This is a genomic window from Streptomyces sp. NPDC025618, from assembly GCF_055558795.1.
Genome location: NZ_JBVHLW010000034.1, coordinates 1 through 21,768 on the forward strand (window position 1 = coordinate 1; position 21,768 = coordinate 21,768).

Annotated in this window: 28 protein-coding genes; 17 read left to right on the forward strand and 11 right to left on the reverse strand. The window is 71.7% G+C overall.

The features are described 5' to 3' along the window. Positions 1-91: 91 nt before the first annotated feature. From ACZ4A5_RS24430 to ACZ4A5_RS24440, 3 genes are all read right to left on the reverse strand, one after another. Positions 92-1,897 (reverse strand): hypothetical protein, encoded by a 1,806-nt coding sequence (locus tag ACZ4A5_RS24430; protein ID WP_467588053.1) that lies wholly within the window; start codon positions 1,895-1,897, stop codon positions 92-94. A gap of 217 nt (positions 1,898-2,114) precedes the next feature. Further along, positions 2,115-3,029, reverse strand: coding sequence for a methyltransferase domain-containing protein (locus ACZ4A5_RS24435; RefSeq protein ID WP_467588056.1), 915 nt, complete (start codon positions 3,027-3,029; stop codon positions 2,115-2,117). Between the two features lie 217 nt (positions 3,030-3,246). Beyond that, on the reverse strand, positions 3,247-3,603 hold the full coding sequence (locus tag ACZ4A5_RS24440; RefSeq protein ID WP_467588061.1) for a DUF805 domain-containing protein: 357 nt from the start codon (positions 3,601-3,603) through the stop codon (positions 3,247-3,249). A gap of 211 nt (positions 3,604-3,814) precedes the next feature. On the opposite strand from ACZ4A5_RS24440, the gene ACZ4A5_RS24445 reads away from it, so the two are divergent. Both ACZ4A5_RS24445 and ACZ4A5_RS24450 read left to right on the forward strand, forming a co-directional pair. Then, positions 3,815-4,378, forward strand: a complete 564-nt coding sequence (locus ACZ4A5_RS24445) for a hypothetical protein (RefSeq protein ID WP_467588064.1) — start codon at positions 3,815-3,817, stop codon at positions 4,376-4,378. Between the two features lie 97 nt (positions 4,379-4,475). Further along, the gene (locus tag ACZ4A5_RS24450; protein ID WP_467588067.1) at positions 4,476-4,907 is read left to right on the forward strand and encodes a hypothetical protein; all 432 of its coding nucleotides are present in this window, start codon (positions 4,476-4,478) and stop codon (positions 4,905-4,907) included. A 48-nt stretch (positions 4,908-4,955) separates the two neighbouring features. Here the strand turns inward: ACZ4A5_RS24450 and ACZ4A5_RS24455 are convergent, their stop codons facing one another. Next, the gene (locus ACZ4A5_RS24455; RefSeq protein WP_467588071.1) at positions 4,956-6,116 is read right to left on the reverse strand and encodes a VIT1/CCC1 transporter family protein; all 1,161 of its coding nucleotides are present in this window, start codon (positions 6,114-6,116) and stop codon (positions 4,956-4,958) included. Continuing rightward, on the reverse strand, positions 6,088-6,312 hold the full coding sequence (locus ACZ4A5_RS24460) for a hypothetical protein (protein ID WP_467588075.1): 225 nt from the start codon (positions 6,310-6,312) through the stop codon (positions 6,088-6,090). Before ACZ4A5_RS24460 ends, ACZ4A5_RS24455 begins: the two co-directional genes overlap by 29 nt. Before the next feature lie 143 nt (positions 6,313-6,455). On the opposite strand from ACZ4A5_RS24460, the gene ACZ4A5_RS24465 reads away from it, so the two are divergent. Together ACZ4A5_RS24465 and ACZ4A5_RS24470 are read left to right on the forward strand one after the other, a co-directional pair. Continuing rightward, positions 6,456-7,262 carry an SGNH/GDSL hydrolase family protein gene (locus tag ACZ4A5_RS24465; protein ID WP_467588078.1) on the forward strand — a complete coding sequence of 269 codons (807 nt, stop codon included), beginning with the start codon at positions 6,456-6,458 and terminating at the stop codon, positions 7,260-7,262. Between the two features lie 115 nt (positions 7,263-7,377). Then, positions 7,378-7,611, forward strand: a complete 234-nt coding sequence (locus tag ACZ4A5_RS24470) for a hypothetical protein (RefSeq protein WP_467588081.1) — start codon at positions 7,378-7,380, stop codon at positions 7,609-7,611. A gap of 113 nt (positions 7,612-7,724) precedes the next feature. On the opposite strand, the gene ACZ4A5_RS24475 is transcribed toward ACZ4A5_RS24470, so the two are convergent. Both ACZ4A5_RS24475 and ACZ4A5_RS24480 read right to left on the reverse strand, forming a co-directional pair. After that, positions 7,725-7,880 (reverse strand): DUF6131 family protein, encoded by a 156-nt coding sequence (locus ACZ4A5_RS24475; RefSeq protein WP_467588083.1) that lies wholly within the window; start codon positions 7,878-7,880, stop codon positions 7,725-7,727. A gap of 125 nt (positions 7,881-8,005) precedes the next feature. Further along, a complete protein-coding gene (locus tag ACZ4A5_RS24480; RefSeq protein ID WP_467588086.1) occupies positions 8,006-8,410 on the reverse strand; it encodes a DUF4345 domain-containing protein in 405 nt (134 codons plus the stop codon). A 91-nt stretch (positions 8,411-8,501) separates the two neighbouring features. Between ACZ4A5_RS24480 and ACZ4A5_RS24485 the strand changes: the two genes are divergently transcribed. Together ACZ4A5_RS24485 and ACZ4A5_RS24490 are read left to right on the forward strand one after the other, a co-directional pair. Continuing rightward, positions 8,502-9,110, forward strand: a complete 609-nt coding sequence (locus ACZ4A5_RS24485) for a TetR/AcrR family transcriptional regulator (RefSeq protein ID WP_467588089.1) — start codon at positions 8,502-8,504, stop codon at positions 9,108-9,110. A 380-nt stretch (positions 9,111-9,490) separates the two neighbouring features. Then, on the forward strand, positions 9,491-10,258 hold the full coding sequence (locus tag ACZ4A5_RS24490; RefSeq protein WP_467588096.1) for a MerR family transcriptional regulator: 768 nt from the start codon (positions 9,491-9,493) through the stop codon (positions 10,256-10,258). A gap of 57 nt (positions 10,259-10,315) precedes the next feature. Here ACZ4A5_RS24490 and ACZ4A5_RS24495 read toward each other — a convergent pair whose 3' ends face one another. After that, the gene (locus ACZ4A5_RS24495) at positions 10,316-11,173 is read right to left on the reverse strand and encodes a carbon-nitrogen hydrolase family protein (protein WP_467588099.1); all 858 of its coding nucleotides are present in this window, start codon (positions 11,171-11,173) and stop codon (positions 10,316-10,318) included. A 161-nt stretch (positions 11,174-11,334) separates the two neighbouring features. After that, positions 11,335-12,591 (reverse strand): MFS transporter, encoded by a 1,257-nt coding sequence (locus ACZ4A5_RS24500; protein WP_467588101.1) that lies wholly within the window; start codon positions 12,589-12,591, stop codon positions 11,335-11,337. A 139-nt stretch (positions 12,592-12,730) separates the two neighbouring features. On the opposite strand from ACZ4A5_RS24500, the gene ACZ4A5_RS24505 reads away from it, so the two are divergent. From ACZ4A5_RS24505 to ACZ4A5_RS24520, 4 genes are all read left to right on the forward strand, one after another. Then, entirely contained in the window at positions 12,731-13,660 is a 930-nt protein-coding gene (locus tag ACZ4A5_RS24505) for a LysR family transcriptional regulator (RefSeq protein WP_467588104.1), read from the forward strand. Positions 13,661-13,928: 268 nt separating this feature from the next. After that, positions 13,929-14,504, forward strand: coding sequence for an RNA polymerase sigma factor (locus ACZ4A5_RS24510; RefSeq protein WP_467588108.1), 576 nt, complete (start codon positions 13,929-13,931; stop codon positions 14,502-14,504). A 5-nt stretch (positions 14,505-14,509) separates the two neighbouring features. After that, positions 14,510-15,340 carry a hypothetical protein gene (locus ACZ4A5_RS24515; protein ID WP_467588111.1) on the forward strand — a complete coding sequence of 277 codons (831 nt, stop codon included), beginning with the start codon at positions 14,510-14,512 and terminating at the stop codon, positions 15,338-15,340. Beyond that, entirely contained in the window at positions 15,337-15,609 is a 273-nt protein-coding gene (locus tag ACZ4A5_RS24520; protein ID WP_467588114.1) for a hypothetical protein, read from the forward strand. The genes ACZ4A5_RS24515 and ACZ4A5_RS24520 overlap by 4 nt, the downstream gene beginning before the upstream one ends. Positions 15,610-15,630: 21 nt before the next feature. Here the strand turns inward: ACZ4A5_RS24520 and ACZ4A5_RS24525 are convergent, their stop codons facing one another. Continuing rightward, the gene (locus tag ACZ4A5_RS24525) at positions 15,631-16,110 is read right to left on the reverse strand and encodes a MarR family winged helix-turn-helix transcriptional regulator (protein ID WP_467588119.1); all 480 of its coding nucleotides are present in this window, start codon (positions 16,108-16,110) and stop codon (positions 15,631-15,633) included. Positions 16,111-16,226: 116 nt separating this feature from the next. On the opposite strand from ACZ4A5_RS24525, the gene ACZ4A5_RS24530 reads away from it, so the two are divergent. Then, positions 16,227-16,640: an organic hydroperoxide resistance protein gene (locus tag ACZ4A5_RS24530; RefSeq protein WP_467588262.1), complete on the forward strand. Its 414-nt coding sequence runs from the start codon at positions 16,227-16,229 to the stop codon at positions 16,638-16,640. A gap of 133 nt (positions 16,641-16,773) precedes the next feature. Next, positions 16,774-17,661, forward strand: a complete 888-nt coding sequence (locus ACZ4A5_RS24535; RefSeq protein ID WP_467588122.1) for an NmrA family NAD(P)-binding protein — start codon at positions 16,774-16,776, stop codon at positions 17,659-17,661. Here ACZ4A5_RS24535 and ACZ4A5_RS24540 read toward each other — a convergent pair. After that, positions 17,658-18,485 (reverse strand): class I SAM-dependent methyltransferase, encoded by an 828-nt coding sequence (locus ACZ4A5_RS24540; protein ID WP_467588125.1) that lies wholly within the window; start codon positions 18,483-18,485, stop codon positions 17,658-17,660. The genes ACZ4A5_RS24535 and ACZ4A5_RS24540 overlap by 4 nt on opposite strands. A gap of 72 nt (positions 18,486-18,557) precedes the next feature. Between ACZ4A5_RS24540 and ACZ4A5_RS24545 the strand changes: the two genes are divergently transcribed. The 5 genes from ACZ4A5_RS24545 (at position 18,558) to ACZ4A5_RS24565 (ending at position 21,630) form a co-directional block, all read left to right on the forward strand. Then, complete coding sequence (locus ACZ4A5_RS24545; protein WP_467588128.1) at positions 18,558-19,145, forward strand: TetR/AcrR family transcriptional regulator; 588 nt, start codon at positions 18,558-18,560, stop codon at positions 19,143-19,145. Between the two features lie 121 nt (positions 19,146-19,266). Next, entirely contained in the window at positions 19,267-19,491 is a 225-nt protein-coding gene (locus ACZ4A5_RS24550) for a hypothetical protein (protein ID WP_467588131.1), read from the forward strand. A 180-nt stretch (positions 19,492-19,671) separates the two neighbouring features. Then, positions 19,672-20,268, forward strand: a complete 597-nt coding sequence (locus tag ACZ4A5_RS24555; RefSeq protein WP_467588133.1) for a hypothetical protein — start codon at positions 19,672-19,674, stop codon at positions 20,266-20,268. A 112-nt stretch (positions 20,269-20,380) separates the two neighbouring features. Beyond that, entirely contained in the window at positions 20,381-21,154 is a 774-nt protein-coding gene (locus ACZ4A5_RS24560; protein WP_467588136.1) for an SDR family oxidoreductase, read from the forward strand. 68 nt (positions 21,155-21,222) lie between these two features. Continuing rightward, on the forward strand, positions 21,223-21,630 hold the full coding sequence (locus ACZ4A5_RS24565; RefSeq protein WP_467588139.1) for a tautomerase family protein: 408 nt from the start codon (positions 21,223-21,225) through the stop codon (positions 21,628-21,630). The last annotated feature ends 138 nt before the right edge of the window (positions 21,631-21,768 follow it).

Consider the following 21,768-nt stretch of genomic DNA (forward strand, 5'->3'; position numbering starts at 1 on the left):
TGAGTTGCCTGCGCGTCACACCCGACGTCCTACCAGGTTCCGCCCCCGGACGGAGGCAGAACCCGAGATTGATCACGACCTCACACAGTCCCTAGTCGCCGCTCCCGGCCAGGGCCTTGCGCGCCTTCTCGATGTCCGCGTCGAGACCGGCCTGGTCCGGCACCGGCGGCAGCATGCCAGGGTCACGGAGCCGCTGGATCAGCTTGTCGAGGTAGAGCTGCCGTTCCTCGCGGGACTGGCTCGGTCCGTGCAGTGCCGCTTGCCACGATTCCTCGGTCCAGCGGCCGATGCTGACCTCCTGCTTGATGAATTCCTCGTTGTACTGCTTCGACCGCTCCACGAGCGCGTCCCGGATCGCGGCGTCGAACCGCTCGCGCAGCTTCCGCGGCAGCTCCTTGATCTGTTCGCGGGCCTTGCGCTCGGTGCTCCACTTGAGAAGTTTCCTGGCCTCGGCGGAGGCGCCGCCCTTGTCGATGCCGGCCATCTTCTCGGCGGCGTTGTGCAGGATCACGGCCTTTTCCGCTTCGAGCTGCTGGCCCTCCATCTCGGTGGCCGACTTCACCAGTTTCCGCAGGCCGTCGGCGCGGAAGTCGTCGAGGGTCTTCTTCCAGGCGTCGTCACGGGCCTGCTGGAACACCGTGATCGAGGGAATCTGCGCCTCCTTCCACTTGTCGGTGAAATAACGGGCTCCGTGGAGGGTGAGCCCGGCCGGCCACAGCGGGCTGACCAGCAGCGCGTCGGCCCCGAAACAGGCCGTGGTGTCGTCGGCGTCGAACCGCCCGTGGTCGGCCGCCGCCCCCGCCTGCGTACCGCACCCCACGAAGGGGACGATCGCGGTGATCGCGGCCGCCTTGTCCAGGCTCGTCGTGTCATCGGCGAACGCGTCGTGCACCCCCTTCGCCCACAGCACACCGCCCGCGACCAGCAGTGCGCCCTTGGCCGTGCTGCCCGCCGATCTCAGGTTCGCCCGCAGCGTGGCCTTCGCCTCGGGTGAGAGCTTGCCGTAGCCGCGGATCCGGGAATGGATCTCGGAGGGTGAGAGCCGCTTGCCGTCGGGCGCGACCACCTTCAGCCCGTATTTGCCCGCGAGCTCCCCGAAGACCTGCTCGACCTGCTTGGCCTCCGCGCTCTCCAGTGCTTCTCCGGACGGCTTTCCGGCCGTCCCCTCCTCGGCCGGCCCGGGCGGTGTCTCGCCCTTCTCGCACACGCTCACGGACCGCTTCGCCCGGCCCGACGAGCCGCCGGTGGAGCAGACACCGTTGCCGTCGGGCCAGCCCTTGCCCGCGAGCCATTGGCTCATGCCGGGGTGTGCGGGATCGTCGACGCCCACGATGAACATGTATTTCCTGGGGATGTCTCCCTTGTAGGCCCAGGCGCCATTGGTGGACTCCCCACCGAGCGGACCGCCGCCGTGGTCACCCTTGAGCGTGCCGCTGAAGACGCGCCCGTCCTTCTTCAGGGCGTCCCACCGGATCTTGACCCGGATGGCATCCCCGTTCTTCTCGATGGCATTGCCGCCTTCGATGCCCTTCTTGGTGGAATCCCACATGAAGACGTGTTCGTGATGACCGTTCTTCGCGTAACCCGATCCGGCTCTCCTCAGCTCGGCTTCCACGTCCTTTCCCTCGGCGGCCCAGCGGCTCTTCGCGGTCTGCAGGCCATTGCTGTTCAGGGACGCGCGGAGTTCGTCGAGATCGGCTTCGCCCCGGGGACGTTTGTCCACGACTATGTGCGTGTACTCGTCGGCGTGTTCCCGCGAAGTCGAGGCACCGCCGGTGGAGTTGACGGGCGGGGCGGCCTGGGCGACTGCCGTGCCGGTGACGGCGAACACCATCGCGGAGAGCACCGCTGTCGTCGTTGCGCGCCGCACGGAATACCGGGGGCTGGGGTGGTTCATCTTCACCTCTGCATATGTCGTACTGAGGTCACACGGGAGCAGCTGAAAGGGGGCTTCGCTCTGCGAGCGGCCCGGCGCCGGTGTCCGGCATTCCCTACGCTTTCGCTCTCCCGCGCCGGACACCATCGGCCGCGTGGCCATAAGGGTCATCCCATGGGAGGAGCGTTCGCCCGCCCTCGGGCGGGGTCCGTGCCGACGGACGCTGCGGCGACGAGCTCTACGAGGTGGCGCGGACCGGCGGAGTCTTTCCCTTACGGGCGGCCGGTACGTGGATCCGCTGCCCGTGCTGGTCCGCGTGCATCTCGTAATCGCGCCACCGACGCGCGTCGAGGCCGTCGGGCCAGCCGAGTTCATGGTGTGGGCGGGGGGCGCGCTGGCCCCGCAGGCGCATGAACTCCACGGTGGCCACCGGGCGTCCGATGGCGGCACCGCTCCCCGTACCCGTCAGCCGCATGGTGAAGTCCCAGCCGAAGGGGCTGTCGAGCGGGGCGATGAGCACCCCGCCGGGGCGCAGCTGCCGCAGCCAGGCCGGAGGGACGCGGCGGACCGAGGCGGTGGAGAGGATCCGGTCGTACGGTGCCCCCGCCGCGTATCCCCGCTCGCCGTCCCCGGTCACCGCGTGCGCGCGTACGCCCAGGGCGTCGAGCCGCCGCCGGGCGCGGTCCGCGATCTGCGGGTCGACTTCGAGGGTGGTCACGGTGTCCGGGCCGGTGCGGTGGGCCAGGAGGGCAGTGGTGTAGCCGGTGCCGGTGCCGATCTCCAGCACCTTGTCCCCCGGGGCGGGGGCGAGGTGGCGCAGCAGCTCGATCACGACGGTGACGCAGGAGATGCTGGAGGTGAACGCTCCGGAGGCGGGCCCGTCGGGCGGGACGGCGCCGTCGTCGAGCTGGGTGATCAGCGGGGTGCGCAGCAGGTAGGTCGCCTTCAGCCAGCGGGCCGGGGTCGCGCGCCGGTCGATCAGCTCGTACAGACCGTGCTCGCCCTGGCGGGGCCACCAGACCCGCTCCGGCACGAAGTGCTCTCGCGGCACCGCGAGGAACGCGCGGCGCAGCCAGTCCAGGCCGCCGAAATAGCCGCGCGGGCTGGTCTCCATCTCCTTGAGGCACCTGGCCCGCAGGCTTTCGGCATCCATCCCGGCCCGCTAGTCGTCATCCTCGGGGAGTGGCTCCTCGTCGGGCATCGGATTACCGGGGTCCCCCGGGCTGGAGTACGGGCCCCCGACCTCACCGTCTCCCGACTGCCGGTCCTGACCGCCCATCGGTCCTCCCGTTCGTGCGCACGGCTGCTTCCGCCACCACCGTAGAAGCCCGCCGCCCCGGGCGCGGGTTTTCGGCCGGATCCGCCGCGGATCATCGCAAGGGGACCTCTTGCGGGCGCGCGCCGTAGGAATTGTCGCCCGGAGTGCCGGGCAGGGCCCAGAACACGATCAGGATGATGTCGCCGATGACCGGGATCAGGCCGATGAGCAGCCACCAGCCGGTCCGGTTCGTGTCGTGGAGCCGGCGGGCACCGACGGCGAGGGTGGGGAGGAGCACGGCGAGGCTGTACACCAGTCCGAGCAGGGGTTTCGTGCCGAGCGCGGTGTCGATGACGGCCAGCACGATGCTGATCAGAACGCTGATCAGGGTGAACATCCAGAATTCCGGACGGTGCGCCCGCCCGTTGAACACCGTGTACTTCTTGAGCACGTCCGCATACCAGTGCACTTGCGCCCCCAAGCACCCCAGTGGGCCCCGTCCTTCGTGGACCGGGCCTCAAGCCGAACGTAGGCGGACCGTGAGGGGCGGTCAACGTTGTCCTGGGGTGGCCGACGGGCGCCCAGGCCGCGCGCAGTGCCTCCGGCGCGCGCAGGACGCGCGAACCCTCCGCCCGGAGCCCGGCGTGCGGGCCGCCGTCGGCAGACCGTAGCGTTCCCGCATGAGCAGTTTCACGACGCACCGGAGACGGGTACTGGACCAGGCCCTGCCCGCCCGGGTCCGGCATACGAATTTGCGCTCCTGCCTGGTGCAGTTCGCGCCGTACGGTTTCCGCGCCACGTACGACCACCTGTGCGGCAGCGCGGGGATCCCCCGCAGGCCGGACGCGGATCCGGACTCGCTCGTCCGGGCGGTCGAGGAGCTGCACGCCGCCCGGCAGCTCTGGCTCGCTCATGTACGCGCCTTCGCGGCGCGGCGGCGGCGTGAGAAGGCGTGCGGGCAGCGGGAGTTGCGCCGTGACCAGATGCGGCCGGGATGGCAGCGGGGGTGGCAGAACATCGCCTACTGTCCCGATCCCGCGTTCCGTCCCGAGGGGGAGCTGTCCGCGGTGGTGGGCCGGGTGCTGCGCGCGCCGGATCCGGCCGCCGCGGGGGGTGACCTCGTGTGCCGGGTGTGCGGGGGCCGGGACAGCGTCATCTGGGACGGCTCGCTCTGGGTCCATCAGTTGTGCGCGACGTGTGGTGTCAGCCTCGCTGTCCTGCGGCCCGTGGGTGACGTGGTGTGAAGCGGTCCTCTCCGGTCCGCCGCTGCCACGTATCGGAGCGGGCCCCGGGGGTAGGGACGGAGAGCACGTCTCATCGCGTCGGCGAAGGAGGAGCATCGTGGCTGAGCATGAGGTGTCCCAGGGCTTGCGTGATGCCATGGCGAACCCCGAGGTCAAGCGCGGCACGCCCGCTCTGACGCAGGCGGAGGACGGCGTCTGGACGCTGACGGTGAGCGACGGCAACGCCATCGCCAAGGGGATCCGCGTGGTCGACGGGTCGGGCAAGCTGATCGCGGCCTACGTGGGGTTCTCCATCGACGATCTCAGCGTGGCGAAGTCGATGCAGAGTTCGGTGGCCGGTGCCGTGGCGCACTCCATCGACGGCATAACCGAGGAGCAGACCGCGAAGGTCGAGACGCCGTCGGGCGTCATCGTCGGGCAGGTCGGCCCCGACACCCCGGTGAAACTGAGCCCGGACGAGTTCCGTGAACAGTTGGTCGCCGCATTGGCGAACGACCTCATCGACCTCTCGCGCGACCTCCGCCGCTGACGTCCGGGCGAGGCCGGAGGAGAGACGTGGCCTGGCCATGCCGCGACGTCAGATCCGCCCGGCGCCGAGCAGGTGTCCGATGAAGTAGACGGCCAGCGCGGCGCCGGAGCCGACGAGGAGCTGGCGGGTGCCGGAGCGCAGGGCCGTCCGCCCGTTGAGGAGTCCGAGGGCCGAGCCGACGGCGAACAGGGCGGCCGCGGCCAGGGCGATCGCGGTGACCAGCGCGGCGGTGCCGGAGCCGAAGAGGTAGGGGAGGACGACCACGACCGCACCGAGGGCGAAGGCGATGAGGCTGGAGAACGCCGCCGACCACGGCGAGCCGAGCTCTTCGGGATCGAGCCCCAGTTCCTCACGGGCCATGGTGTCCAGGGCGGTGTCGCTGTCCTTCATGATGGTCATGGCGACGCGCTGCGCCTCGTCGGCGTCCAGGCCCTTGGCGCGGTAGATCAACGCGAGTTCCTCGGCCTCGGCCTCGGGGTCGTCGCGCAACTCCTCGGCCTCCAGGGAGATTTCGCGCTCGTAGGCTTCCCGCTGGCCGCGCATGGAGATGTATTCGCCGGCGGCCATGGAGAACGCCCCGGCGAGCAGCCCGGCGACCCCGGCGAAGAGGATGGTCGTGCCCGCCGCTCCGGAGCCGGCGAAGCCCATGACCAGGGAGCCGTTGGAGACCAGACCGTCGTTGACGCCGAACACCGCGGCGCGCAGCGCGCCGGACCGGTCGCCGCGGTGCCAGCGCTCGCGCCGGGCGATCGCCCGGCCGCCTTCCGCGGCGTCACCTCGACTCCCGTCCCGCAGCCGGGTGAGCACGCGGGCGTGCGAGCGCTCGTCGGCGGCCATGCCCGGCGCGGCGGCGGGGTCGCCCTCGTAGAGCCCGGCGTCAACGTGTTCGGCGCGCTCGACGAACGGCAGCACCTCGCGCACGGAGAACCGGCGGGCCAGCCAGGACAGCAGCTTGGCGCGCGGTCCGGGGCGGCGGGGTCCGGGGACGTCCTGGCCGAGGGCCGTGAGCTTGTCCGCCCAGTGCGCGGCGTGCCGTTCCTCGACCGCCGCCAGTTCCAGGAAGATCCGCTGCTGTTCGCCGACGGCGCTCGCGGCGAGACCGCGGTAGAGAGCCGCGCTCTGCCGCTCGGAGTCGAGCAGTTCCCGGTACCGCGCGGCCTCCCGCCGGATCGCGCGGGCGTCACGGTCCTGGGTGCCGGTGTCGTTCATGGCATGGATCTCCTGCCCGGTCACCGGGCGGGTGGGCGCCCGGTGACGATGGTGGTGCGTCCGGGGTGATCGAGGCGTCCGGGGTGTCCGGGGGGCTCGCGGTGAGGCAGTGGCGGGAGGCACCGCAGAAGACGATCTGCGCTTCGTCGGCCTCGCCGACGGTGAGGCGCCGCTTCGCGCCGACGAGATCGGTCATCAACACCCCCATATTTGGACAACGTCTAATTTTATCGCCATAAACCCTCCGGGCGCAGCAGGCCGGGCCATCCCCACCAACGGCCCGCCCGTCACAGCCGACGCGTCCGTGACCGCCCGGCATGTCGATTCGTTCACCGGGGCATGACCCTCAAACCGCGCCGCCTGCGCCTCGCCCTCCTGCTCTCCGCGCTGCTCCTCACCGGAGGCCAGACGGTCACCGCCCACGCCGACGCGGCGCCCGTCGACGGTTACGTCGCGCTCGGCGACTCCTACTCCGCGGGCCTCGGCGCCGGCGGCTACACCCCCGACAGCGGGCAGTGCAAGCGCAGTTCGAGCGCCTATCCCGCACTCTGGGCGGCGGCCCACCACGTCCGGCAGTTCGCGTTCACGGCGTGTGCCGGGGCGACCACCAAGGATGTCGCCGCGAGCCAACTGGAGCCGCTCAGCAAGCGCACCGCCCTCGTCAGCGTCACAGCCGGCGGCAACGACGCGGGCTTCGGCGAGGTGTTGGAGACCTGCATGCTCGGCGGGGAGAGCACGTGTCAGGCGCGGATCGCCCAGGCGCGTACGTACATCGGGCAGTCACTCCCGCACGACCTGGACGCGGTGTACGGCACCATCAGGAGCAAGGCCCCCGCCGCCCGCGTCGTCGTCCTCGGCTATCCGCGGCTGTTCACCCTGCACGGCCGCTGCCTGCTCGGCATGAGCGAGACGAAGCGGGCCGCCATCGACGAGGCCGCCGACGCGCTGGACGCCGTCCTGGCCAAGCGGGCCGCCGGTCATGGCTTCGCGTTCGCGGACGTGAGAGACCGGTTCACCGGGCACGGGGTCTGTTCCGAGGCGCCCTGGATCCGTTCCGCGACCTTGCCCGTCGCCGAGTCGTACCACCCGACGGCCGTCGGCCATGCGCAGGGCTATCTTCCGGTGTTCACCGCAACCGCTCACTGACGGTGCCCCGGGCCGGGCGGATCACCATCTGAGGGGCCGCGCGAGGGAGGCCGGGTTTACGCACGCCGTCCACGGCAAGGCGACAGGGGAACCCACCCCTGCGGAAGGGGGCCACGTGGTCGCCGTCGCCCTGCTCCTGCCCTTCTTGATGCTGTGCGCGGTGCTCGCACTCGGCCGCTACGAGGAACGCGTGCTGGGCGCCCCCGAGCCCGCGCGCCCCGAGCGCCGCTTGCGAGCCGTACCGGACCTCACCCCGCAACCGGCACCCGCACCTTCGCCGCCTTCATCACCGGACCGCGCCTTGCCGGCCCGGGAATCACTCGGGGACGACCGCAGGGACGTCGCCTGACCTCGCCGCTGACCTCGCCGCGCTGTCCCGCGCGAGGGCGGGGGACGACGGCAGCCGACCAGGCCGGGGGCCCGCCGACCCCGGTCAGTTGGTCGTGCCGCGGTGCGTGGGCGCTACCAGTAGTGCCGTCGACCGCCGACCGCGTGCCCGGCGGCCCCCGCGATCCACAGGATCGCGCCGACGACCAGGACGATGATGCCGATCGTCCACAGAATGGAGATTCCGGTCAGGAAGCCGATGACGAGGAGAATGATCCCGAGGATGATCATGACGTCCTCCGATCTTTCGAAACCACTCTCTCCAACTATCTGCCTCGTGCGCCCTTTGCGCCAGCTACGTTCCGACCGGGCCCGGCCGCTGGTGAGCGAGTCATGACCGTAGGTAACGGGAGGGGTCAGCCCCGCGCCGCGGCGCGGTCCGCCGCCTCCCGCTCGCTCGCCGTCGACAGCGAGAAGTAGAGCAGCGGCAGGGTGAGTTCGATGCCCATCAGCACCAGCTGGAACCAGTTCGGGCGGCCGGCCGCGGCCCAGGAGGGGAGCCTGCTGAGGCCGCCGAGGAAGAGCATCCCGGCGAGCGCCCGCACCGCCTTCGAGGGGATCGGCGACTGCCGGGCCACCCAGATCCAGGCCAGGCCGTAACCGAGGAAGATCGCGGCGAAGAACCGCACGAGACTGTCCACGGTCGCGTCGGCCGAACCCCCGCCGGGCACGGAATCCATGCCGGAAGCGATGTGCGCGACGCCGATCGCCACACAGGCGATCCCCATGATCCACGAAAGCCACCTGAGCAACCCAGCCATGCCGGATGCCACCCTTCAGCCTTAGTAGGCATGCGTCTACTAAGGCGACGGTAGAGCCGTTACTGGACACGCGTCAAGTAATCTGGGCGGCGTGACGAAACGCCGCAGGCTGGACCCCGATGAGCGCCGTAACCAGCTGCTGGACGTCGGGGCCCGGCTGTTCGCGGCGAGGCCGTACCCCGACGTGCTGATGGAGGACATCGCCGAACGGGCGGGCGTCTCCCGGGCCCTCCTCTACCGCTACTTCCCGAACAAGCGCGTGCTGTTCACCGAGATCTACCGGCAGGCCGCGGACCGGCTGCTCACCGATACGCGGATCGATCCGGCGAGCCCCCTGCTGGAACAGCTGTCCGCGGGCCTCGACATCCACTTCGACTACTTCGCCGCGAACCGGCACGCGGTGCTCGCGGCCAACAGGGCGCTCGTGGGCGACCCGGTGATCCAGGCCATCATCACCGACGAGCTGGCGGAGTTGAGGCAGCGTCTGCTCGACGTGATCGTCCTCGACGGCGGCTCCAGGGACACGGTCTCCGCCGCGCTGACCAGCTGGCTGGTGTTCGTACGCGCGTTGTGCGTGGAATGGCTGTCGGACGAGACGATCTCCCGCGCCGAGTTGCACGCCATGTGCGTCGGCGCTCTCCGCGGGGCGCTGGCCGCGGTCATGGATGTCGACCGGCTCCTCGGTGACACCGGTGACTGACGACGGTTCAGCCGAGCCCAGCTCTCATGGTCCCGCGTGCGGGGCCGCGATTCCCGGCGGGATCAGCGCGTCGAGCGCGCGGCCGAACGTGTCCGCGAGGAGGCCGCGCGAACCACACCGCCTGCCACAGTGAGCAGTCGTCGATACGGGTCGCCACCGGCAGGCCGCAGTCGGCGCACGCGAGGTTCGGGCCGTCGCTCCCGTCCAGCCCACAGCAGTGACCGCCGCACCGCTCGGGAATCAGGACGGTGCCACGGGGATCGCGGACCGACTGCTTCGGCTGCCACGACGCGATGCGTCGCTTGCGCTTTCCGTTGCGTCAACTTCTACGGTCTTCCTTGTGGCCGGAAAGACCGGCCCGGCGATGGGAGGCATGGCACATGGCCTGGTCGATCGCGGAGGTGGCCCGGATGTCCGGGGTGACGTCCCGGACGTTGCGGCATTACGACGAGATCGGTCTGCTGCCGCCCGCGTGGATCGGAAGCAACGGGTACCGCTACTACGAGGAGGCGGACCTGCTGCGGTTGCAGCAGATCCTGCTGATGCGAGAGCTGGACCTGGGGCTGCGGGAGATCCAGGCGGTTCTGGACAGCCAGGTCGATCGGGTGGCCGTGCTGCGGGAGCATCACCAGCGGTTGCTGCGGGAGCGGGACCGGCTGGAGACCTTGGTGCGCACGGTCGGCCGGACCATCGCCGAACTGGAGGCAGGCAAGGAGGAGAAGGGCATGGCGAAGATCAACAGGCCGGAAAACCTTTTCGAGGGTTTCGAGCACACCCGCCCCGAGGTGGACGCGGAGGTGCGGGAGCGGTGGCCGCAGGCGTGGGAGCAGTCCCGGCAGGCCGCCGCGACGATGACCGCCGACGACATGGAGGGGTGGCAGCGTGAGGTGACGGCACAGATGATCCGCATAGCGGAGTTCATGGTGGCCGGCACACCGGTCACCGACCCCGCGGTGCAGGCCGAGATGGACGCCCACTACCGGGGCGTGTGCCGCTTCTGGACCCCGGACGCCGCCGCGTACAAGGGGCTGGGGCAGCACTACGTCGACACCCCGGAGTTCCGTGCGAACTACGACAAGATCGCTGAAGGGCTGGCCGACTACCAGCGCGACGCGATGGTCGTCTACGCGGACGCGCGGCTGAGCTGACCGATGGCACACACCGCCGGGGGCTGCAGACCCCGGCGGAGAGCAAGCGCGGCGGTCTCAGGCGAGGGTGGCGCCGCCGCGGGGGCGCACCGGGGCACTGAGTGAGGGATCGACGAGCACCGGGTCCGCGGCCCGGGACCTCGCCAGGGCCTCCGGGTCGAGACGGGCCGTGACCAGGCCGGGGTCGGCGGCGCCCGCGTCGACGAGCAAGGTGCCGTCCGGATTCCAGACCGCGCTGCCGCCACAGCCGTGGTACGAGCCGCTGGGTCCGCTGTGGTTGGCGAGCAGGACGTAGCTGGTGTTGTCCAGCGCCCGGGCCGGGAAGATCGTCGCACACTGGTGGGCGCCCCCGCCCCGGCCGAACATCGCGCTGACCAGATACGCGTGGCAGCCGTCGAGGGCGGCGGCGCGGGCGTGTTCGGGGTAGCCGGAGTCCCAGCAGATGCCGAGTCCGAGTCGCCAGCCGTCGAGGGTGACCGTGCATCCACGGGCGCCGGGGCCGAAGCCGGCGGCGCGCTCGTCCGGGGTGACGTGCTGCTTGTCGTAGCGGGCGGCGAACCGGCCGTCGCGGCCGAGGACCACGGCGGAGATGCGCAGTTGCCCGGACTCGGGGTCGCGGGTGGGGGCACCGGCCACCACGGCGGTGCGGGTCTCGGCGCAGACGGCGGCCAGCGGATCCCATCGGGGGTCCGCGGGGCTCAGGGTGCGGTGCTCGGGGTCGGCCGTGATTCCTGACAGCTCGTAGCCGGTGACGAAGAGCTCGGGGAGCACGAGCAGGTCGGCTCCCTGGTCGGCGGCGCGGCGGACCAGGTCCGCGGCGGTGGCCACGTTCGCGGGGATGTCCAGTGCGGTGCAGGTCGCCTGACCGGCCGCCACGGTCAGCGGCGCGGAAGGCAGGGTATGAAGATCGTCCATGGAGGGCCAAACTACCCCGGGCGTCAAGCGGCGCGCCCATGGGCCGCGAGCTCCGCCCGGAGGGATGGTGCCCGCCTACGCGGACATCACGGCAGTCCGATCCCGGGCCCCGCGGTCTCGTCACCCTGCCCGCTGCGGCCGCTGAGACGCGGGCGAAACCCTCAGGAGGCTGTGGCGGGCGCGGCTTCGGGCCGGTTCTCGACCGCTTCACGGTGGCCGGGGCGGAACAGCAGCAGCGAAGTCGCCAGGAGCAGGAGACCGGCGATCGCGATAGCGGTGCGGGGGCCGGTGACGGCGGCCAGCAGGCCCCACAGCGCGGTCATGGCGGCGGTGGTCAGCTTGCTGGTGACCGACCACGCGGACAGGGTGCGGGTGACGCGGTCCGTCGGCGTCGACTCCAGCCGGTAGGTGACGGACACGGGGTTGAACACGGCCGCGCAGGTGATCAGTCCGAGTTCGACGGCCATGACGAGCACCAGGCCGGTGACGCCGGGGCTGATGAAGGCCAGCCCGAGTGACCAGCACGCGCGCAGCGTCCCGGCGGTGAGCATGACCTTGCGCTGCCCGAACCGGGCGACGAGCCCGCCGGCCAGGCGCGAGCCGATGAGACCGCCGGCGCAGGGCACCGCGAAGGCCAGGGCGTACTGCCAGGGCGCGAACCCGAGGCGGCCGAGCATCAGGACGGCGAGCAGCGGCGAGGACGCCATGATCAGGCCGTTGACCAGGATCGTGTTGAGGAACAGCGGGCGCAGCGCCGGGTGGGTCAGGATGTACCGCCAGCCTTCGAGCAGGTCGCTCCCGCGGAGCCGCGGGCTCGGGCCGCTCCGGACGGGCCGCGGTTCCTTCCCGCCGATCGCGCGGATTCCCGCCGCCGACAGCAGATAGCTGACGGCATCGGCCGCCACGGTCGTGACCGGGCCGAACATCCCGATCACGGCGCCGCCGAGCGGCGGCCCGAGCATGGTGGCCGTCCAGGTCGTGGACTCGAACCGGCCGTTCGCGACGAGCAGGTCCCGCGGCCGCACGAGTGCCTTCAAGTGTGCGCCGCTCGCCGCCCTGAAGGTGATGTCGGCCGCCGCGGCGACGACCGACACGACCAGGAGCTGGGCGAAGCTGAGCCGGCCGAGCGCGTACGCGGCGGGGATGCTGGCCAGTGCCACGAACCGGACCAGGTCCGTCGCGATCATCACCGGCCGCTTGCGGCGGAACTCCACCCACGGGCCGAGCGGCACGGCCACCACCGCCCCCACCGCGAGTCCCGCGGCCGCCAGCGTCGCCACCGCCGTGGTCCCCGCGTGCAGCACGAGGATCGCGATCAGGGGGAAGGCGTCGAACGCGAGCCATGTGCCGTACGTGCTGACCGCGTACGCCGCCCACAGCCACCCGAACCGCCGCCCCAGTGGCCGTCTGGCTCCCATTCCTCAGCACACCTCTCGCCGTCGCACTCGATCACCCTCGTGGTGACCGGCGACATCAAACCGAGCGGCGGGCCCGGCGGGCAAACAACCGGGCTCGCGCCGGATCACAACCATCGGTTGTACACCTACGATGGCGGGCGTGAATCTCGATGCCGTGCGTACCTTCGTCGCCGTCGCGGACGCCGGGCGGTTCCAGGAGGCCGCGGCCGGTCTGTCGGTCACCCAGCAGGCCGTCTCCAAGCGCGTCGCCGCGCTCGAGAAGGAGCTGGGCGTCCGGCTGTTCACCCGCACCGCGCGGGGAGCCCGGCTCACCATCGACGGGCAGGCGTTCCTCCCGCACGCCCGGGCTCTGCTGCGGGCCGGGGAACGGGCGGCCGCTTCCGTGCGGCCCGGCAGCCGGGCCCTGCGCGTCGACGTGATCGGCAGGCGGCTCGCGCCGGCGGATCTGCTGCGCGACTTCCACCGCGCCCACCCCGGGACCGAACTCGACGTCGTGACGCTCTTCGACGCCGACGCGGCGATCGCCGCCGTGCGGTCCGGCACGATCGACGCGTCGTTCCGCGCCGTCACCCTGCCCGCGCGGCGGCTCCCCGACGGCGTCGAGGCCACGCCCGTGCACGACGAGCCCATCCAGCTCCTCACCGGGCCGGCCCACGCGTTGGCCACGGCCCAGGCGGTCGCGCCCGGTCGGCTCGCCGGGCACAGGATCTGGATGCCGGGCCTCGTCGCCGGTACGGAGTGGGCCGCCTTCTACGACGACCTCGCCGCCGCGTTCGGGCTCACCATCGAGGCGACCGGCCCGGACTTCGGCACCGAGCCGCTCCTCGACACGATCGCCGGGTCCTCGGTGCTGGCCACCTTCGTCGGCGAACAGACCCGCATGGTCTGGCCCGCCGAACACGACCTGCGGCGCGTCCCGTTGCACGGCCCGACGCCGGTCTACCCCCACTCGCTGATCTGGCGCTCCGACAACCCGCACCCCGCGCTCACCACGCTCCGCGACCACCTCCGCTCCGCGCGGCCCCGCCACCGCGGCGCCGAGGTGTGGACACCGGAGTGGGCGCGGTAGGGGCGCACACCCTCCGGGCGCGGGTTCACCGGCGCGACGGCTGTCAGGAGCGCCAGGGTTGATGAACGGGGCGCGCGGTGGCACCGACGCGCCCTTTTCTCGTTCTTCGTGAAATCGGCCTGCACATCCGGCCCCCGGGTTCGCTTGGCTGGTCGGTGAGGGGCGTGCGGCCCCGGGCGCCAGAGGGGGCGGCGCTGTCCTCGTCGCGAAGGAGTGTGCTGGTGCACGTGTGTGATGCTTGGGCGCCCTGCCGCCGGACGGGCACGTCATGACCGGCCCGCGGCTCGGCCCGCGGCCCCGCCCCGCTCTCCACAAGGATCTCTCGGACGGACTGCCCCCCGACTTCGTCGACTTCTTCTCGTTCCAGCACCAGGCGTATCTGCGGTACGCCCACCTCCAGCTCGGCAGCGAGGCGGACGCCGAGTGGGTCGTGGAGGAGGTCTTCTGCCAACTCGCCCTGGACTGGGGCAAAGTGCGACGGCAACCGAACCGCGCGGCGTACGCCCTGGCCGCCCTGAAGGAGAAGACCACCAGCCTGCTGGCCGCCAGGAGGCGCTCCGCCCCCGCCATGATCGAGACGGCCGCGTTCGCCGCGGTCATGGGCGCGGTACGGGCCCGTATGGAGGTCCTGGAGTCGCGCCTCGGGCTGTACGCGGCCATGACGCGCCTGCCCGACCGCCAGTACGACGTCGTCGTGCTGCGCTACGTGCTCGGCTACCCCGTACCGCAGGTCGCCTTGATCATGGGCATCTCGCCCGCCACCGTCCGCTCGCACATCCGCACGGCCAGACGCCACCTCGCGCACGACCTGGGAATCACAGGGGCCACGGAAGAAGAGGAGTGAACCCTATGCACCAGGAGCACCGAGGCCACCGGTCGGCCCGCATCACCGACATGCTCGGCCGGGCCCGGATCCCGGGCACCTTCGACGACTACGACGAGCAGGCCGCGCTGGCACGCATCGCCGGCCGCATCGTCTGGAACAAGGCCGACACCATGGACCGCCGCGCCCAGAGCCTCCGCGAGGGCCACGACCGGGGCGCCCTGAGGCACCGGACCGGCAGCCCGTCACCCGGCAGACAGACGGGCCTGCACGAGCGCGCCGCGTCCGAGCTCAACTCGCTGTCCGCCCGCGTCATCCATGACCGCGCCGCGGTCGCCTCCATGGCCCTGCTGGTCGACGACCCGGCGATCGAACCGGACGGCGCGCTGGCCTTCGCCTGTCTGCTCCATCTCGTCGACCGGCACGAGGGAGCGGCGTTCTGGTGGCGGTTCGCCGCGGGCGCGGGCGCCGCCACGGCCGCGTACTGCCTCTACCTGCACCATCTGCAGCGCAGCGAGAGGGGATCCGCCCAGTGGTGGCTGGCCCAGGCCACGGACCTGCACCGGCAGGGCGGTGCCTGGATCCTCGGTGAGCCGCCCGCGCGGACCCCGGGCGATACGCCCCCGTCCCGCTACGGAGTGGTGGAATCCGCCGCTCCCCGGCTTCCTTGGGAGCCCGAACCCCAGCGCACCCTGACGGCTGTCACCGAGGAGCGGCGGCACGAGGCCGTCTCCCCCCATCTCACCGCCGCCGTACGGCGACTGGAGACGGACAGCGACGCCGATTACGGCCTGGTCCCCCGCCCTGATCCGGTGCTCGCGGCGGAACTGGAGGACTGCGTGAGTGCCACGGCGTGAATCCGGTCATCAGCGCCCCGACCTCTTGGAGGCCCACGATCAGCACCGCACCCGACCCCGAGCACTCCACCGGCGGCTCCGAGCACGCGCACGGATACCTGACCGGCCCCCGGCTCGGCGCGGCCCATCGGGCCGCGTGGAAGTCGGCGGCTCACCGGCACCTGCGCCGCGTGCTCCGTACGGCGGCCGACGAGATGACCCGTACCACCGTCAAGGCGACCGGGACGGCGGCACTGCTCGGCCTCATCGACTGGTGGAACCACCACTGAGCGGGGGCCGACCCGGCCCGCTCAGAGGTCCGGTATGGCCTCCAGCGCCGTCCGGTCCAGCGCGGCGGTCAGCCGGTCGAGGCGTGCTCGCAGGTCGCGGATCTCGTCGAGGTCGAAGCTCGTCGCGGCGGCGATCCGGCGCGGTACGAGCAGGGCGCGCTCCCGCAGGGCGGTGCCTTCGCCGGTGAGCTGGACGTGCACCGACCGCTCGTCCTGAGTGCTGCGTTCTCGCCGCACCAGACCGGCCGCCTCCAGCCGCTTGAGCAGGGGCGACAGCGTCCCGGAGTCGAGCCGCAGATGCTCGCCGACCTTCTTCACGGGCAGCTCGCCGTGCTCCCAGAGCACGAGCATCACCAGGTACTGCGGGTAGGTGAGCCCGAGGTCCTTGAGGAGCGCGCGGTAGAGGCTGCCGAAGGCGCGCGAGGCGGCGTTCAGGGAGAAGCAGATCTGCTGGTCGAGGCGGAGGTAGTCCCCGGCCGGCGGGCCCGGTGTGGCGGTCATGAGGCCAGGATAACCCGAGGCACCATTTAGTTGTGCACAATTTAATTGCGTGCTCTACTGAAGAGGTGAGGCGGCCGGACCGGCCGCCCCGCAGGATCGTGAGAGGAATGTTTTCCATGGACGCGCTCTACACCGCTGTCGCCACCGCCACCCACGGCCGCGAGGGCCGCGCGGTCAGCTCCGACGGCCGCCTCGACGTGCAGCTGGCCCTCCCGACGGAGATGGGCGGCAGCGGCCAGGGCACCAACCCGGAGCAGCTGTTCGCCGCCGGTTACGCGGCCTGCTTCGCGAGCGCCCTGGGCCTCGTCGGCCGACAGGCGAAGGTCGACGTCAGCGAGGCCGCGGTGACCGGCGAGGTCGGCATCGGCAAGCAGGGCGAGGGCTTCGGCCTGGCCGTCACGCTGCGCGTGGAGCTCCCCGACTCCGTCGACGCCGCCACCGGCCGCAAGCTGGTCGACCAGGCCCACCAGGTGTGCCCGTACTCCAACGCGACGCGCGGCAACATCCCGGTCGAGATCGTCGTGGAGTAAGCCCTCCGCCGGCGCCGGGCCGGTCCTTTCACGGACGACGCGAGTGCGCCATGAGCCCGTCCGGCGTCCGGGCGCCGCCCCGTTCTGATGGGATGAGTCCGCAGGGCTGCGGCAGACCGGAGGGAGCTTCGCGGTGACCATTGTGGTGACGACGCCTACGGGACACGTGGGATCCCGGGTGGTGCGGCTGTTGATCCAGGCAGGCGCGCGACCCCGGGTGCTGGTGCGGGATCCGGCGCGCCTGGACGCGGAGACCCGCGCCCGGGCCGACGTGCGACGCGGTGATCTCACGGACCCCGGCTTCGTACGCACGGCGACCGCCGGGGCGCGTACCGTCTTCTGGGTCGACCCCACGCCCCACACGGCCCAGGACCCGATCGGGACGTCGCGGCGCACCGCGACCGCTCTGGCGGAGGCGGCCCGCTCCGGAGATGTGGCGCGGATCGTGTTCCTGAGCAGTGTGGGAGCGGAGAAGCGGCACGGTGTGGGCCACATCGACGGGCTGGCCCGGATCGAGGAGCTCTTCGACGCCACCGGCGCCGATGTCCTCCATCTGCGGTGCGGCTACTTCTTCACCAACCTCCTGCTCAGCCTGGACGAGCTGCGCCAGGGGGTGCTGACGACCGCGGCGGACCCCCGGCAGCCGATGCCGTGGGTCGATCCCCGTGACATCGGCGAGGTGGTGGCGGCCCGCCTGCTCCACGACGACTGGCAGGGCCGGCTGGTCCAGGCCGTCCACGGCCCCGAGGATCTGACGTTCACCCAGGTCGCGGAAATTCTCACGGAGGCGCTGGGGCGCCCGGTCCGCCTCCGGTCCGTCACCGACGACGATGTGCGGGCCTCGCTCGGTGCGGCCGGGCTGCCGCCCAAGGCGGTGGAGGGCATCGTCGGCATGCTCGCCGGATCGCGCGGTCTCGTGCCGGAGCAGCCCCGTGACGTGACCACCACGACTCCCACGCCGCTGGGCGCCTGGGCCTACGCCCGCCTCCGGCCCCTGCTCACGGTCCGGGACGGCCGCTAGGAGGCTGCCCCGGTCCGTACCGCCGTGACCGCCACCGTCTCGTACCGCATCACGAAGCTGCCCCCGACCGCGTCCACGGCGGCGCCGACGCCCGCCAGCACCTCATCCAGCCGCTCCGCCGGGAGTTGGGTGAGGGAGCCGTGGGTCGGGAGTTGGTCCAGCCACGCGTCGCGGGTGTACGTGTGCTCCCAGTCGAATCGCCACTGTTCCGGCTCGCTGAACCCGCCCGCCGTCCGGATCCCGTCGGCCGCCTTGGCGGCCAGCGCCTGGTATCCGTCCCCGGTGCGCCTCGCCACCGCCCGGAAGTCGAACGGCGAGTCGGGCATCACGCGCTGGTAGACCGCGGCGAAGGCGTCCGCGAGGCCGGGCGGGGGCTGGAAGACGTTCCAGAACGCGGCCAACCGGCCATCCGGGCGGAGGACTTGAGCGGCCTTGGCGGCTGCGGCCACCGGGTCCAGCCAGTGCCGCGCCTGGCCGGCGATCACGGCGTCGAACGCGCGGCCCGCCGGGTCCCAGGATTCGAATCTCGCCACTTCGGCCTCGACCCCGAGGCGTCGCGCCAGGGCGGCCATGCGCGCGTCCGGCTCGACCCCGAGCACCGTACGGCCGGCCGCCTGGAACTGCCGGGCGGCTGTCCCCGTACCGCACCCGACGTCGAGGACGTACGGGCCGGGGCTCTCGGCGACGATGCGGTCCACCAGCGCCGCTGGATAGTGCGGCCGGGTCCTGTCGTAGCGTTCGGCGTCCGCGCCGAAAGACTCCGCCACGTGTCGGTACTGATGAGGCTCCGGGGGTCGCGATCGCTCCGGGGGCATAGTGGGCATGCGCCCACTATGCTGGGCGCATGCCCACGCGTCAACGGGCGGGCCCGGCAAGGAAAGAGGGGGAGGCGCGGTATGCCGACAGGGGTGGCCATGCGCGACGCGCGCCGGCAGCTGTTCGAGGCCGCCGAGCGCGTCCTGCTCCGGGACGGGCCGAGCGAGCTGACCAGCCGGGCCGTCACGACGGAAGCGGGCTGCGCCAAAGGCGTCCTGCACCGGCACTTCACCGACTTCGACGATTTCCTCGCCGAGCTCGTCCTCGACCGCGGCGCCCGGCTCGACGGCCAGGCCACGGCTCTGCGCGACAGGGCCGGGACCGGCACGGTCGCCGGCAATCTCACCGGCGCGCTCACGGAGTTCTTCGGGCCGGTCGCGGTCGCGATCGTCGCCCTCGTCACCTTCCGGGACGAGCTGCGTACGCGGCTGCGCCGGACCACGCCGGCCGGTATCCCGCTCCTGACCGAAGCCACGGCCATGGTCGCCGCGTACCTCACCGCCGAGCGCGGGCTGGGCCGCATCGCCGCCGGCGCCGACGTCGACAGCCTCGCTCCCACGCTGATCGGGGCCGGGCACCTGCTGTTCGCCGACCGGAGCGGCACCGCGCCGGAGGCCGGAGCCGTGCGCAAAGTCGTCACCGCCGTCCTCGCCGGCGTCGCGCGGTAACCGGTGCCACGCACCGGTTCGCTGTCAAGGCAGCGCGCGCACAAAGCGATTGGCTGCCGAAGACCGGGGTAACCGCCCCCTTGACACGCCGAAATGACCAATACGTTGGGAGGCGTTCACCATGGGCATGGGATGGTGCATAGGTCTGATCGCGACAGGCGCGATCCTCACGTTCGCCGTCGACTGGCACGTGGACGGCATGAACGTCCCTCTTGTGGGACTGATCCTGATGGCGGTGGGCATCATCGGCCTGAGCGCCTACGTGAGCATCTTCAAGCGCCGCAGGGTGCAACCGCCGCCCCCGGCCGCCCCCGTCATCGAGGAGGACCGCCGGTACGTTCCCTAGGTGACGTCCGGCTCAGGCGGTGTGCCGGGATCCTCCGGGAAGTTGAGCGGCGCCGAGCGCGTGCGCACGCCGGGTGGCCCATCCGCACGCCGCCCTGGACCGGGAGTGGGGGCCGCGGCCCTTGTGAAGACTGTGAGGGCAAGCGACACCGAGGTCCCGTCCCGAAAGGATCACCACGGTATGCGTAGACGCGCCTTCCTCCCGGTCACCGCCGGCATCCTGCCCCTCCTCCTCGTGTTCGGGCTGCCCGCGCCCGCCTCCGCCGGGGGGCAGGAGCAGGCCGGCCCGGCGACCGGGACGTGCGAGGGACGGATCCACTACACCTTCGACCCGCCCCTCAAGGCCACCCCCCGCGAGACGACCACCAGTTGGTCGGGCGACTACTCCTGTTCCGAGCTGCCCCTGCCGGGGTCCCGGACCTGGCAGGGCACTTTCACGGGCTCCGTCAAGTCCGTCACCGGATGCCTGCAGGCGAGCCCCGGCCAGGTCATCACGCCCTCGATCACCGAGACCGACCACTGGACCACCGCTCCGAAGGGCGGACACCAAGGCGGCACGAGCACCCTGACCGGCACCGTCTCCACGCTGCCGCGCGAGGACGGCACGCGCGTGGCCGAGTGGACGGGCACCGTCACCGACGGGACGTGGTTCAAGGGCCACCACTTCAACGGCAACGCTGTCTACAGCTCGTTGACCAGCGGAAAGCTCTGTCTGACCAGCAGCGGCGGGATCGATCACAACGACGGGACGTCCGTCATCGCCTTCCTCCCCCTCTGACGAGTCCGACGAGCGCTGCCGCCTCCATGTCACGTCCCGGAGCCCCCTCCCGTCCTTGCTGCTGTGCCGGTCTTCCCGGCACACTGCGACCGGCCCTGGAGGCAAGAGGACGATGGACAAGCCGATTCTGGTAACCGGCGGCACCGGCACGCTCGGCCGCCCTCTCGTGGCGCGGCTCCTCGCCGACGGTGTGCCCGTGCGCGTGATGAGCCGTCGGCCGCGCCGGGCGGACGACGACCGGCCGTACGAGTGGGCGGTCTGCGACCTCGTCCACGGCACCGGTCTCGACACCGCCCTGAGAGACGTGCGGGCGGTGGTGCACTGCGCGACCAACGCCCGCGACGACGTGGCCGCGACCCGGCGGCTCGCCGCGGCAGCGCGGCGGGCCGGGGTCCCGCACCTCGTCTATGTGTCGATCGTCGGGATCGAGACGATTCCGCTCCCCTACTACCGCTCGAAGCTGGAGGCGGAGCGGATCGTGCGGGATTCGGGGGTGCCGTGGACCATTCTGCGCACCACTCAGTTCCACGACCTGGTGGCGAAGCTGACCACCGTGCAGCGGCGGCTGCCGGTGGTGCTGACATTGAGCGGGGTGCGCTTCCAGCCCATCGAAGTGACAGAAGTCGCCGAGCGCCTGGCGGAACTGGTCCGGAGCGCACCGGCCGGCCGGGTGCCCGACATGGCGGGACCCGAGGTGCGGGACGCCCGCGACCTCGCGGCCGCCACGCTCCGCGCGGCCGGTCTGCGGCGGCGCGTCGTGCCGGTAAAGCCGCCGGGCAGGATCATGCGGGCCCTGCGGGCGGGCGGAAACCTCGCCCCCGACCGGGCCGTGGGCACGGACACGTTCGAGGAATACCTGGCCGCGCGCGGGCGGGCGGGGCGCTGACCCTCCTTCTGTACCTACTAGTATGTACGCTGAGGTGCACCGCAGTTCAAGGGAGAGGACACGCCGATATGCCACTCGTCCGCGTCGACGCGCTGGGGGCCGACCCCGAAAGACTCGAAGCGCTGGGCCGCGCGGTGCACGAAGCCCTCGTCGAGACCATCGGCTTCCCGCCCGACGACCGCTTCCAGATCCTGACCAGCCACGACGGCGTCAGCGGCACGCTGCGCTACGACAACTACCTCGGCGTGCGACGCGATGACGGCATCGTGTACGTATCGATCACCATGCGCTCCGGCCGCCCGCCGGAACAGAAGCGGATGCTGTACCGGCGGATCGCGGAACTCGCCCACGCGTACGCCGGGACCGAGCCGCGCAACATGTTCATCGCGGTGACGGAGAACGAGTCGATCGACTGGTCACTGGGCGAGGGGGTGGCGCAGTACGCCCTCTCGCCGGACGCCGGGCGGTCGGCCTGACGGCACGGAACGCGGGCGCGGGGGAAGAACCGTCCCCCCGCCCCACGTTTTTGGATCAGTGTTTTGTCTAGGCCTCTCGTTGTCGTCCGTCGAAAGAACAAAGTGCCCCCCCACGGGTTGCGGCGTAGAGATTGTCCT